The organism is Parapedobacter luteus, assembly GCF_900168055.1.
Lineage (GTDB): Bacteria > Bacteroidota > Bacteroidia > Sphingobacteriales > Sphingobacteriaceae > Parapedobacter > Parapedobacter luteus.
On the sequence record NZ_FUYS01000019.1, the window covers coordinates 18,067 to 31,315 of the forward strand.

General features: G+C 46.5%; 15 protein-coding genes. 9 read left to right on the forward strand and 6 right to left on the reverse strand.

Annotated features, from left to right (window positions below):
• The first annotated feature begins 93 nt into the window (after positions 1-93).
• Positions 94-624 (forward strand): YceI family protein, encoded by a 531-nt coding sequence (locus B5X72_RS20030; RefSeq protein WP_079718716.1) that lies wholly within the window; start codon positions 94-96, stop codon positions 622-624.
• 49 nt (positions 625-673) lie between these two features.
• Here the strand turns inward: B5X72_RS20030 and B5X72_RS20035 are convergent, their stop codons facing one another.
• Positions 674-1,729 carry a DUF2157 domain-containing protein gene (locus tag B5X72_RS20035; protein WP_079718730.1) on the reverse strand — a complete coding sequence of 352 codons (1,056 nt, stop codon included), beginning with the start codon at positions 1,727-1,729 and terminating at the stop codon, positions 674-676.
• A gap of 52 nt (positions 1,730-1,781) precedes the next feature.
• Entirely contained in the window at positions 1,782-2,972 is a 1,191-nt protein-coding gene (locus B5X72_RS20040) for an aspartyl protease family protein (protein ID WP_079718717.1), read from the reverse strand.
• Between the two features lie 125 nt (positions 2,973-3,097).
• On the opposite strand from B5X72_RS20040, the gene B5X72_RS20045 reads away from it, so the two are divergent.
• The 4 genes from B5X72_RS20045 to B5X72_RS20060 are packed head-to-tail and all read left to right on the forward strand — an operon-like array spanning position 3,098 to position 5,752.
• Entirely contained in the window at positions 3,098-4,030 is a 933-nt protein-coding gene (locus tag B5X72_RS20045; protein ID WP_176146280.1) for a CPBP family intramembrane glutamic endopeptidase, read from the forward strand.
• A gap of 4 nt (positions 4,031-4,034) precedes the next feature.
• On the forward strand, positions 4,035-4,253 hold the full coding sequence (locus B5X72_RS20050; protein ID WP_079718719.1) for a putative signal transducing protein: 219 nt from the start codon (positions 4,035-4,037) through the stop codon (positions 4,251-4,253).
• Between the two features lie 6 nt (positions 4,254-4,259).
• Positions 4,260-5,063, forward strand: a complete 804-nt coding sequence (locus B5X72_RS20055; protein WP_079718720.1) for a phosphatidate cytidylyltransferase — start codon at positions 4,260-4,262, stop codon at positions 5,061-5,063.
• Positions 5,064-5,077: 14 nt separating this feature from the next.
• The gene (locus B5X72_RS20060; RefSeq protein ID WP_245827047.1) at positions 5,078-5,752 is read left to right on the forward strand and encodes a DUF2461 domain-containing protein; all 675 of its coding nucleotides are present in this window, start codon (positions 5,078-5,080) and stop codon (positions 5,750-5,752) included.
• 8 nt (positions 5,753-5,760) lie between these two features.
• Here the strand turns inward: B5X72_RS20060 and B5X72_RS20065 are convergent, their stop codons facing one another.
• Entirely contained in the window at positions 5,761-6,960 is a 1,200-nt protein-coding gene (locus B5X72_RS20065) for an anhydro-N-acetylmuramic acid kinase (RefSeq protein WP_079718721.1), read from the reverse strand.
• 144 nt (positions 6,961-7,104) lie between these two features.
• Between B5X72_RS20065 and gcvH the strand changes: the two genes are divergently transcribed.
• Both gcvH and B5X72_RS20075 read left to right on the forward strand, forming a co-directional pair.
• Complete coding sequence (gene gcvH / locus B5X72_RS20070; RefSeq protein ID WP_079718722.1) at positions 7,105-7,485, forward strand: glycine cleavage system protein GcvH; 381 nt, start codon at positions 7,105-7,107, stop codon at positions 7,483-7,485.
• 85 nt (positions 7,486-7,570) lie between these two features.
• On the forward strand, positions 7,571-7,978 hold the full coding sequence (locus B5X72_RS20075; RefSeq protein WP_079718723.1) for a VanZ family protein: 408 nt from the start codon (positions 7,571-7,573) through the stop codon (positions 7,976-7,978).
• Between the two features lie 140 nt (positions 7,979-8,118).
• On the opposite strand, the gene B5X72_RS20080 is transcribed toward B5X72_RS20075, so the two are convergent.
• A complete protein-coding gene (locus B5X72_RS20080) occupies positions 8,119-8,814 on the reverse strand; it encodes a ComF family protein (RefSeq protein ID WP_245827049.1) in 696 nt (231 codons plus the stop codon).
• A 6-nt stretch (positions 8,815-8,820) separates the two neighbouring features.
• Positions 8,821-9,885 carry a dual-specificity RNA methyltransferase RlmN gene (rlmN, locus tag B5X72_RS20085; RefSeq protein WP_079718733.1) on the reverse strand — a complete coding sequence of 355 codons (1,065 nt, stop codon included), beginning with the start codon at positions 9,883-9,885 and terminating at the stop codon, positions 8,821-8,823.
• 224 nt (positions 9,886-10,109) lie between these two features.
• Between rlmN and B5X72_RS20090 the strand changes: the two genes are divergently transcribed.
• Positions 10,110-11,285, forward strand: a complete 1,176-nt coding sequence (locus B5X72_RS20090) for an amidohydrolase family protein (protein ID WP_079718734.1) — start codon at positions 10,110-10,112, stop codon at positions 11,283-11,285.
• 72 nt (positions 11,286-11,357) lie between these two features.
• Here B5X72_RS20090 and B5X72_RS20095 read toward each other — a convergent pair whose 3' ends face one another.
• Positions 11,358-11,933, reverse strand: a complete 576-nt coding sequence (locus tag B5X72_RS20095) for a phosphatase PAP2 family protein (RefSeq protein ID WP_139378799.1) — start codon at positions 11,931-11,933, stop codon at positions 11,358-11,360.
• 382 nt (positions 11,934-12,315) lie between these two features.
• Between B5X72_RS20095 and B5X72_RS20105 the strand changes: the two genes are divergently transcribed.
• Positions 12,316-13,249, forward strand: a 934-nt coding sequence (locus B5X72_RS20105) for a hypothetical protein (RefSeq protein ID WP_079718726.1), incomplete at its 3' end; no start/stop codon positions are given.

Genomic DNA, 13,249 nt, shown 5'->3' on the forward strand with positions numbered 1-13,249 from the left:
GCTTCGCGTTTTTTTTAAAACTTAACCTATTTCAATATATGTTCAAACATTGATGTGTATTTTTGTGTTATAAAACATATAAGCAAAAAAACTATGGCAACGACATGGAAATTGGACCCTACCCACTCCGAGGTAGCATTCAAGGTAAAACACTTGGTGATCACTACAGTTACCGGTTACTTTCGTTCGTTCGACGGAACGGTCGTGACGGAAGATGAATCGGATTTTACGACCGGAAAAGTGAACTTTACTATCGATACTTCGAGTATCGACACCAATCAGGCACAACGCGATGAGCATCTGAAGTCAGCTGACTTCTTTAACGCTGCCCAATATCCTCAGATTTCGTTTACGTCAACCGCTATCGAAGAAAAAAGCGACAGCGAATTTATCCTCCGGGGTGACTTGACCGTGGGTGATACCACCAAACCCGTAACGTTTGATGTGGAATTTGGTGGAACAGTAACCGATCCATACGGTAATTTCAAAGCTGGTTTCGAAGTATCCGGAAAAATCAGCCGGAAAGAATTTGGCCTTACCTGGAGCGCCGTAACCGAGGCGGGGGCAGTAGTAGTCAGTGACGACGTAAAGATACAGGCGAGCGTACAGTTTGTAAAACAATAACAATAACCCGTATCAGTCCCGTAAAGCCTTATCGTGTACATTCGTAACGCTATAAGGCTTTCTTTTTTTCCTGACCGCTCCAAATCCGCTCTGCCCAACGACCGATATACCAGAAAGAAGCGGCCAATAGGAGAAAAAAGACTGCACGATTGATGTTATCCCATAAATATTCGAAAAACCGGGTATAGATGTTGATGATGAAGAAAACAATACCAAATTCGCGGGCAACATTGTCTTGACGTTTCAGACCATACCAAGCCAACCCCAGTGACACAGCCGAAGACAGCAGCCCCCAGTAGAAAATGTGCCACTGCCGCACCTGTGACCATTTGTCCATGTCACTGTAATTGCCAAAAATGGATAGCAGCCATAGCGCAACCATCAGATAAGTAAGCCCGATCACATAGCTAATCTGCCGAAAGGGTTCCAACTGCTTGATGCGGGGTTGTAAAAAAACCGCAAATGCCGTAAGCAAAGCACCAAACAATGTAAACCGCAACGGATAATTCATTCCCCAAAAGCGAAACCCCCAATTGCTATGGTAGGCAGTCTCCGTTGCAAACCACACGCCAAAGCTCACCAATGTGAATACCCAAATCAACCGCGATGACAGCTTCACGGATAATACGCCATAAATTACGACAGAGGCGAGAAACAGGAGCGAGAAATGCCCCGATCCCTTATCGATAATTTTACCGAGATAACCGATAAATGTAGCCGTAGCAAATACACCCAGCGCCATCAATGCTTCGTTCGTAAAGGTTTTGTCCGGGTGTTTGCGCTTGTTTCTAAACCCCCAAAAGTAGAATAGGAAAGCCAATATTAGACAAAAGATACAAATTACGGTGTCCGGCGTGTCATAAAGCCGTTCAATCCAGCGAATAACCATCTGGTCTGCAAATAGGGACAGAAACGCCAGCACCACGCAGGAAAGCGCTATCCAGAATGCATATTGAGCGAGTCGTTTCCAATCGAAGCCTTTTACTTGGTAGGATTCATTCAGCCGCTTGGCCAACCCGTCGTCTATCAAACCCCGCTGTTGCCAATAATTGATAGCTTCATCCAACGTTTCCTTTTCCTGTTTACTAATGTCCAATTTTTGCACAATAACGCATTTAGCTAAGTTAATACAGCAGAAAGCATACATCGGGCCAAACTTAGCGCAGGCTCTGCACCCGAACACGTACCTCCTTCAATTCAGCGCCACGCCGGATAATCATCCTTAGCCATTTTTTTGCGGTCATGAGCGCCTTTTTATACTGCGCAAAATCTTGGCTTGCATTGTTGCCTATGGCCAATACCACATCTCCCTCCTTCAAGCCCGCAATATCTGCCGGAGAGCCTTTGACGATAGAGCCGATGACAATGGCTCCATTAATATAATACAGCTCCATTCCCGCATACGAATATTCAAACGGCTCCCTGTAAAGTGTATTGGGTTTTAAATAAATCTCGCGCTGCTCATAATTGAAAATCACATTGAACCGTTTAAGAATCTGATTACCGATGAGGCCGCCAAGATAGGGATAGGAGGTCACGTTGAATACATCTTCAAACACCATGGTGGGCACCTTCCGGAAACGGTACGGCCCCAACCTGAAATCCTTAACCAACGTCATCTCCATCGCCAGCTTGCCACCAACACCGTGAGCTTCTACCGGGAACCGCTTGCGCTTCCTACGGACGACGGCGCTGTCCTGCTCAAACTCCTGCGACAATACGAGCGACAAGCCGGCACCAATGTCAAAAAGAAAACGAGAGGTGACTTTGCGGTGGTCACGTACGCGTGCGGATTGTACCGGAAGCGTCCGGATAAATGGCCGGAGCAAATAGCCGCCACGTGGATACTTGATGGGGCCCTGCGAGCAGATTTCGATTTCACGGACATCATAGTCGATCTTCAGAATATACCGGCTAAACAACGAATACCCTATAACGCCGTCTATTCGGGCTCCATAAACATAAGAAAGAAACTCATAATCGTTGATATGAAAATTTAGGCTATCGATAACGAGTTCATTGAGCTTAAGCTTTTTATTATACAGAAATTGTGCCTTCCGGACGCCAGCTATGCCGCGGATATTGATATTTGATTCCTCAGGCACCAAATTCAACCGATCAGCGGTGGTCGAATCAAGTGATATACCACTGCTTCCTGTGTCTAAGATAAAGGTAAGGGTATCTGGATGGCCTACCAAAACCGCTTTCAGGAGCACAACGCTTTCTGCAGCCATTGAAAAGGGGACAACCGTTAAAGGCTCCGAAGGAGGTCGAATATACTCCTCCTGGGCAGTTGCAGAAAACAAGCCTCCCGCGACAAACAGGATTATAATTGGTAAGGCTTTCATGGTATCGCCTTGATATTAGTTGTTTCCAAACATAGCTAATCTCCCGTATATACACAAGATAAACGGCTTGTTTCCGAGTGTCAGCTTCAATGCGTATCTTCATCCCCAAAATAACAAGCGTGCCAATGACCGATCACAATACTTTTTCGAGCGGTGTCCAGCGCCATGGTGAAAATCACCCCATGGTGTCGTTAATTCTGCTATTGACCTTGGTTTTCGCTGGAGCTATTATTTTTGGCGTACTTTCGGTTTTTGTAGGGCTTGCCACCACAAATCCCTCGGCGGATATCGGTCAGCTCTTATCAGGGAATGCCGCCAATACCGATTTTATCAAGATCGTGCAAGCGGGGTCCAGTATTGGCATGTTTGTTATCCCTGCCTTACTAATGCGCGTAGTGGAAAAGCGGAGATACCGTTATCTCGATTTCGATACGCAGGTGAATCCTATGCTGTGGTTGATCGTCGTTGGCATTATGTTTTTTTCTGCTCCAATTTTTGAGCAAGCGATTAAACTCAACGAGCAGATGAAACTTCCCGAAGCACTCGCCGGTATAGAGAACTGGATGAAAGCCAAGGAAGCGGAACTCGAGCGGCTCACGAACCAGTTGCTCGCCGACACCACATATTCAGGGTTGTTTATCAACTTGATTGTTGTCGCAGTAATCCCTGCAATCGGCGAAGAATTCATTTTCCGGGGCTGCGTGCAGGGTATATTGGTCCGCTGGCTGAAAAACCCACATGTGAGCATCTGGCTCACCGCTATCATTTTCAGCGCCATACACTTGCAGTTTTATGGTTTTCTGCCTCGTATGCTTCTGGGTGCGTTATTTGGATACTTGCTCTTTTGGGGTAAAAATATCTGGCTTCCGGTATTGGCCCACTTCCTCAATAACGCTGCTGCTACCATCTCGGCTTTTTATCTAAGGCGGCAGGGCAAATCTCTCGACGACATGGACCTGAGCGCACAAATTCCCACATACTTTTATTTCCTTAGCTTTGTACTCACTGCGGTTTTGCTATATCAGTATTACAAAACGACCATGGTAAGAAACACCTAACATTATGGAAAAACACTGGATTAAACTTTTGGTTACCACCAACGCTATTCAGGCCGAAATAACGAAGCAAATGCTTGAAGAACATGGTGTGCCAGCAGTGATTATCAACAAACAAGACTCGTCCTACCGTTTCGGCCAAATAGAACTCTATGTGCATGAGTCGAAAGAAGCTTCTGCGCGCGGTTTGATAGCGGAAATTGAACAAGGAGACAGCGAAGTATAAGCAACTATGAGAATACGAGCAATTACTGCCCTTTTTTTTGTCCTCGTCGTATTGGGATCTATCCTATGGAGTGTATACCTATTTACGATTTTTTTTATCATGCTCAGCACTTACTGCTTGCAGGAGTTTTACCGAATAGTTGCCGATGAAACCGGTAAACCAAACAGATGGGTAGGAATATTGCTTGGAGTGCTTGCTTTTGGGCTATACGCTGCACACTACCTCGCGGGCCTGTCGATGGCTTATCTACTATTGACCGCCCCGCTGATAGCCAACGTTTTTATCGTATCGCTGTATCAGAAGCGCGCGAAACCATTTGCTGACATCGCTTATACGCTGTTAGGTGTAGTTTATATCGTCCTACCTTTCGTATCGTTTTATACATTGGGCTTCACGGCAACGGAAGCCTACGATTACCGCTTGCCTTTAGGGTTTATGCTCATCCTTTGGGGAAACGATACCGGTGCATACTTAGTAGGAAGGTATTTTGGCAAGCACCTTCTCTTTGAACGCATATCGCCAAAAAAAACATGGGAGGGCCTTGCAGGTGGCGTTGGGCTGGCGCTGTTCACGTCATTGGTAATGGCCAATTATTTTACACTATTACCCACGTGGCAATGGGTTGGGGTAGCATTGATTATTTCTATATTCGGTACCTACGGCGATCTTGTTGAATCGATGCTCAAACGGAGTCAACAAGTAAAAGATTCCGGCTCGGTTTTGCCTGGGCATGGAGGGTTGCTCGACCGATTTGACGGGTTGCTACTCGCTGCTCCAGCCGTGCTTGCATTTCTTAAAATCGTTTTATAACTCAGCAACCGTATATGAAAATAAGCATACATCCTAACACATTCGGTTTTCTCGAAGCAATCAAGGACAACAACAACAAAGAATGGTTTCAGGCGAACCGCGAAGCGTATGAGCATGCTTGGCAGAACATGAAAGATTTTACCGAAGCAGTTATTCAGGGACTCGCGCAGACAGATCGATATATTTCGAGCGATATTCCGGTAGCCAAGTGCCTGTTTAGAATCTACCGTGATACGCGGTTCAGTAAAGACAAAACTCCCTATAAAACATGGCTCGGTGCCGGTATATCCACCGCTGGACGCAAGCTGAACGGCCCGGAATACTACTTGCACATTCAGCCCGGCAACAGTTTTGTCGCAGGCGGATACTGGCGCCCCGAAAAAGAACATTTAGCAGCAATCAGGCAGGAAATCGACTACAATGGTGCCCGTCTATTGAAGTTATTGGATGAACCCGCATTCAAAAAACACTGCCAATTGGATAGTCAAGATAAACTGAAAAGAGCTCCTGCTGGATTTGGCGAAGACAATCCTTTTATCGAATTGATCAAACTAAAAAGCTTTACGGTATCTGAACCACTTTCGGATGAAGAGCTATCGGGGGCCAACGGTTTGAGTACCGTACTCCAAGCATTTAGCCGGATGTATGGCTTTAAGCTTTTCCTTCACGAGGCGCTTGGCGAAGAGTAGTCTATCGCTTATTCAGGGAAACTGATTTTGCCCATGCACACGGCTGGCGAATCTTGAATGGCTCCGGCGTTTGCAGCGTCCCCCGCAACGGTTTCGTTGGCCAACACGGCAAATAACGCTGCTTCCTTCGCGTCAGGCAACAACCCTAGCGCGTCAAACGAAGACACTGGTGTCATCCTATCCAGGCCTTCACTTATCCCTTGCATTAGCAACGGATTATGCAGTCCTCCGCCACTGACATACACCTTTAAATTGCCGTACAAATGCGCTACCTGCTGAATGGCCAAAACGATGGCTTTGGCCGAAAAAGCACTTAAAGTAGCCATCACGTCGCCTGGCGGCAACCGTTCTGTAGCTGACACCTTCTGTGCATCGGTGATATACTGGAGGTTAAACAACTCAGGGCCGGTAGTCTTGGGAAAAGGCTTTACAAAGAAAGGGTGTGCCAGCAACGCCGTTAGCAGTGGTCCATTAACCGAGCCTGCGGCGGCAAGCCGGGCGTCTTGATCAAACTCCTCGCCCAGTTTGGCCTGCATATATTGATCCATCAGCGTATTTCCCGGCCCAACATCCGTAGCAAAACAATACCCCCCGCTCTGAGTAGCCGGTAGCAACGTAAAATTAGCAATACCGCCGATGTTGAGCAAGACACGAGTCTGGTACTTATCTGCAAACAAAAGGTAATCTCCATATGCCGCTAACGGCGCACCTTCGCCTCCTGCTGCAACATGCTTCTGCCTAAAATCGGATATGGTGATGATACCGGTCGTGATCGCCACATGGTCGCCGTCGCCTATCTGCAGCGTGCTATCTGGATAATCCGTTGCGCCGGTAAGTGACCGTGGCGCATGGAAAACAGTCTGGCCGTGGCTGGCGATAAGATCAATATCTGCATTGGCAACTTCCCACTCACGCAGCGCTTCGTTGACCAGCATGCCATGAACCCGGCCAACCCAAGCGTGAAGACCGCAAAGCAATTGTTGGTCGATATTCCGCTTGGCAAAAACCTCCCTAATCCGCCTGCGAAATTCGTCCGAATAGACCTTCGTAACAAACCGGACAATTTTCAGGGAAGTGTTTCGCCCACTGCCGGTGATTTGACAAAGCGCAATATCTAAGCCATCCATTGATGTCCCCGACATCAGGCCAACAACCTTTCGCGTTTCCTTATTACCGATAGCATGCAACTTACTGACATATTTGTTCATGATACGATAAAGATAATGGTATTTTGTGGTTTCATCTTATAATTCTATTTTTGAAGAAAATTTAGTCCATGCCCACATGCGTGCCTGCATCTGTCAATAAGCAAGCATGTCTGTATAATGATAAAATAGCAAAATTATATTTTAATGACTTTTCCTGCAGATTTAAAGTACACGAAAGATCACGAATGGATTCGTGTGGAAGGCGATGAAGCCGTCATCGGCATTACCGATTTTGCGCAACGTGAATTAGGTGATATTGTATTTGTCGACATTAATACAATCGGTGACGAAGTAGCCCAAAATGACGTTTTTGGCACGATAGAGGCAGTAAAAACGGTGTCTGATTTATTTATGCCGGTCACGGCTACTGTACTCGCGATCAATGAGCAAATTGACAGCTCTCCCGAACTGGTCAATCAAGATCCTTATGGCGCGGGCTGGTTGGTGCGGGTAAAACTAACTGACCCTGCAGACGTTGACGGACTGCTCTCCGCCGCAGATTACGAAGCACAGGTAGCTGTTTAAGCTATTAATTATACAAGCAGAACTATAGCACCCGCTTGGTGCTGTAGTTCCTGCCTTTATCTCCTGACAGCGGGCAAAAGAAAACATGAGACATTATATTTGGGCAATATTGTGGGCCGTAGTGATTTTGGTGCTATGTGGTATGCCCTCGGAAAATATAGATGATATTCCTAAATTTCCAGGAATCGACAAGCTGGTACACACAGGCTTTTTCTTTGTCTTTACTGTGCTCCTGTATTATGGAGCTATACGGAAAACAGGGACTTCAAAACCTTCTTGGAATATTTCCATCAGAGTCGTCGTTTTGTCATCGTTATTTGCTTTGCTCACCGAGTACCTGCAATGGAAAATTTTCACCTACCGTTCGGCAGAGCCTTGGGATTTATTTGCTGACACAGTCGGTACAGGCATGGGGGTTTTTGCATATCTGCTGTTGCATAACACGTACAGGGTAAGCACGACAACTAACACCGAAACAGCTTCTAAACGATGAGACGCCTTAGGTATGCAATCTTTCGCTTCGTATTAGGGATTATCATATTTTTATCGATCACTTCATGCGGCCTTTTCCGCAAAGGATGTAAATGTCCGCCTGTCCATCGCTACTCTCCCACCCAATCATATTACCCAATGCTACAAGGCTTTAGCGATGGTAACCGCACTGACCTTAGCCGCTCCTGCCTTCAGCAGCACACCGGCACAAGCCTCCATCGTAGCTCCGGTGGTCAGTACATCGTCCACCAATAATACATGTTTGCCCGCAACGGCATCCGGATCGCCTACAGCAAACGTTTCTCGCATATTTTCATACCGCTCATAACGGTTTTTTTGAGTCTGGCTCTTCGTAGCATGGCGACGCACTAGGCAGTGTTCGGCGATAGGCCGGCACATCGACGAGGAAAGCCCTTTTGCAAAAAAAGCACTTTGATTGTAGCCCCTCTTACGTAGCTTGACCGGATGCAGGGGCACTGGCACAATTATATCGGCCTTATCAAACGGGGATGAGGTTTTAAGTGCCAGCCCATATCGCGTTCCTATGAGCTCCCCTAATTCAGGGCGGTTGCGATATTTCAACTGGTGCAACAGCTGTTTGACACGCGAGCTGTCAACAAAATACACATAAGAAGCAACGGCTTCCAGCTGAACCCTTCCCCAGAGTTGACGTGCACTAACATTCTGTGCATCCTTGTGCCCTTGCGTGTAAGGCATATGGTACCAGCAGTCGGTACAGATGAGGTATTCGCTATGAACAAGCGGCGCATCACACCCCGCACAGGTCTGCGGAAAAAAGAGCGCAATAAAATCTTTGATGTATTGCTGGATGGTCATAAACAATCAAACCGTAGGGCTTGCTGTTTCCTTGATGGCTAATTGGCCACATGCCGCATCGATATCCTTACCCCTGCTCCTACGTATGTTGGTCACAATCCCTTTCTGCCGGAGATAGTCAGCAAACCTGTCTATTTTGTCTTCTGAAGCATTTTCAAAATCGGCAAAAGCTATCGGGTTATATTCAATGATATTGACCTTGCAAGGTAGATGCTTGCAAAACGCCGCCAGCTCTTGCGCGTCAGCTACATCGTCGTTGAATCCATTAAATACGATGTACTCATAGGTAACCGGTGTCTTAGTCTTGGCATAATAGTATTTCAGTGCCTCGGCAAGTGCACGCAACGAATTTTGCTCATTGATAGGCATAATTTCATTGCGTTTACGATCGTTGGCCGCATGCAATGACAGGGCTAGATTAAAACGTACTTGATCGTCACCCAACCTTTTGATCATTTTCGCGATGCCCGCTGTAGATACGGTAATCCGCTTAGCCGCCATATTGAGCCCATCGGATGCAGTGATGCGCGCGATCGATGTCAGTACGTTTGCATAATTGAGCAAAGGCTCGCCCATGCCCATATAAACGATATTGGTAAGCGGTTGGCCATAGTGCTCCTGTGCCTGCTTGCTGATGAGCACGACCTGATCATATATTTCATCTGCATTGAGGTTACGTTTGCGATCCATATAACCCGTAGCACAAAACTTACAAGTAAGGCTACATCCCACCTGTGAACTCACACATGCAGTCATCCGATCGGGTGCTGGAATCAACACACCTTCGATAATATTACCATCGTATAGGACAAAGCTGCTTTTTATGGTGCTGTCTGCGCTACGTTGCGCTTGGCGCACTTGAACCGAATTGATGACAAATAGTTGCTTGAGTCTATCACGCAGCGATTTGCTTAGGTTGCTCATTTGGTCGAAATCCGTACATGACTTTTGCCAAAGCCATTCATAGATTTGCTTGGCCCGAAATACCTGCTCACCCATGGACGCCAGCTGTTCACGGAGTTGCTCAAGCGTCAGTTTACGAATATCGATTTTTGCTTTAACACCGACCATGCCACAAAGGTACGGTTTTTTTTGCAGGTATTTTTCTTCCCGTATTTGGTTAAACACTAAAAAAAACACATCTTTGCGGTTGTGTGTTCTTCAAATTAAACCTAGCCTGAATGACGCTATATCCAATTAGCTATATCAACCTGCTGTTCATAGGTCACGGCACTGAAAAAGGCACAATACGTTGGTTTAATTGATGACCGCCAAACATGAAAACCAAACTTACTATGAACACTTTTTTCTCGGCAGATTATGTATTACCAGTCATTGGGGAGGCCGTCAAAAATGGCGTCGTTGAGATCACAGAGAACGGGGTCATCTGCAACATTTATGCGCCGGACGATTCAATACTTGCTGGCAAAACAATTAAAAGACACAACGGGATAATCGTTCCAGGATTTGTGAATGCTCACTGCCACCTCGAACTGTCGCATATGGCCGGCGTCATTCCCAAGCTTACGGGCCTGGTACCTTTCTTACAACAAGTTATCTCGTTGAGGGCTGCTACTAAACACCAGGTCCAAAAGGCCATGAAAGCCGCAGATAAGCAACTATACGAACACGGCATCGTAGCCGTAGGCGACCACGCCAATACGGCAATCTCTGCGACCATAAAAGCGGATAGTAAAATCCATTATCATACCTTTGTTGAAGTACTCGGATTCGAGCCCGAACAAGCCCATCAAAAATTAGCGGAAGCCAAGGATATCGCCAACCAATTTGACAAAAGGGCTACTTCCATAACGGCACATGCCCCATACTCGGTATCCAAAGAACTATTCAAGTTGTTGGATGACGAAGCCGCTAAACTGAAGATGCCGCTAAGTATACATAATCAAGAAAGCGAAGATGAAAACAGATTATTTCGCTACAAGAGCGGTCAGTTTCTGGATTTCTACCAAGCTTTAGGCAGGGAGATTACGGACTTTAAAGCCCAAGCGAGAAATTCTTTACAAACCTTCATGCCCTACCTATCGCGCCAAACCCCAACCCTACTTGTTCATAACACCTACACGTCTGCTAAGGATATTTTTTTCATAGAACGTCAGGGGAGGAACGTCACTTGGTGTTTTTGCCCTAATGCCAACCTATATATTGAGGGCACGTTACCGAAGGTAGGGAATTTCACCCATTACCAGCACAAAATTGCCTTGGGCACTGACAGTCTTGCCTCCAACGATCGGTTATGTATACTTTCTGAGCTAAAAACCATACATCAACACTTTCCCGATCTTTCACTATTGGAAACCATTAAATGGGCCACCATTAACGGCGCAGAATTTCTTGGCATCGCGGCATATTACGGTTCCTTAGAGCGGGGCAAGGCTCCCGGGCTTAATCTGCTAAAGCATACCAATGGCCTAACCCTCACGCCTGACACCGAGGTCGTTCGCCTGATTTAAGCCACACATCCTCAAACGTAGACCGGATACTATTTTGCCGAGCAGCCTTTCAAATCATAACACAAAAGGCGCTTAGCTAACCAACACCCAAAACGCCATGCCAAGGGTAGTGCCAAGCAACATACCAACCACTACCTCCTTCCACACATGACGTTTTAGGTGTATCCTTGACCATGCCAGCAGAGGTGCAAACAATAAAAAAACTATCCCGGCTGTGATATTGACATAAAGAATCAAAAAGCCGATGAACGCATGGAAAGCCAAATGCATTGACGCCTTTATTCGCCGATTGACCACCTGAGCCACCATCAATAGAACCAACGAGCATGCGACGGCAAATCGTAGCACACGATCTTGGCCGGTGACCCAAATAATGATGGTAACAGCCAGCAGCAACAGCGTCGTTGCGATAAACCATCTTTGCCGCTGCACACGATCCGAAACGTCCAAATTGGTATATGTTCCCCGCTGTACACCGCGCAACGTCTTCAATCCGATGGGGATGAAGATCCCCCCTACAATCAGCAACGAAAGATAGGTGGCCCTTAACGGGGGTTCTGTACTAAAAAGCAGGAAAACCGCAAAGACCGGAACGGTCAAAAACGGATGCCCAAGTGTAGAGATTAATTTTGCTACGGTTGTTTTCAAGTGACTACGAAAGCTATTCCAGCTGCATTTACCAAGCGAAGGTAACCAAACTTTTGCACGTAAGCAATGGGATAAGGCACTTAACCAACAGCGTCAATTACCGTTCTTCATTTCAAGCGATATTGGTGAAGAAAGTAGTTCTTACAAAAATTGAAAAAATTAACAAGATATTCATTTGTATGTGTCCAAAAACTTCGCATCTTTATGGGCTCATCTACATTTTAACTATGATTTATACATTTTACCATACCATTGTATCAGTGTAACCATATAACGGCGCAACGATGACGTTTGTGTCGCGATATTCAGCCGACGACGTGTCAACCTGAGGAAACGGAGTTCAGCCGCGAAAGTAGCTGTACCTAACGTAATCAACATACCTATGAACAATAGACTACGCCTATTTATAACGCTGTTTATTTTTATCTGCTGTACGGCAACATTTGCCCAGCAAAAAGTAAGAGACAACACCATTCCCGGGTCCGTTTTACCGAATAAAGATGCGCTATTGGAGCTGGAGAGCAACAACAAAGGCTTATTGTTTACTCGGGTCCAATTGCGCCGCGCGGATGATGCTGCTCCGTTGTCGCAGCATCGTTTGGGCATGATGGTATACAATACGGCTACCATCAATGATGTAGTGCCCGGCATATACTACAACAACGGCTCGCGCTGGGTCTTGGTGGCGGCCATAGATGACATCAAGCCCATAAACTACGATTCTGTTCGATATGAACTCACTTTTGTTGATGGGAATGATAAAACACAAGTGATTAATTTAGAAGACGCGGTGAAGGCGTTGGAGACCGTAACGGCGCTGGGATACAACCCGGCCACGCATGTACTTGATTACATCGATGAAGACGGGGTAGCGCATACGTTCGATCTTAATGTTGGAGAACTCGCCTACAACGACACGAACAACACGCTTACCTATACCGATCAAGAAAACACACCGGTAACCATCCCATTGAACAATACATCGCTCTCCTACGATCCAGTTTCGGGCGTCCTTGCTTATGTCAATACCTTGGGCGTGCTTGAGGAGTTTGATTTTTCCGACATTGTCGACCGGTTAGAAACCGTAACCACCCTGTCATACGATGCCGATACACACCAGCTCACTTATATAGACGAAAATAAGGTCACCCATACATTTAGCCTTGATGCGGGACGGCTGGCATATGATAAAGCGACGAATACGCTCACTTATACCGCTGAAGACGGGACTGAGTCTCCTTGGGCGTTGAATAACACCACCAACGTGTCTCTGGCCGTCGCGGATGGCAAACTGGTGCTGACCGACAGCGACGGCA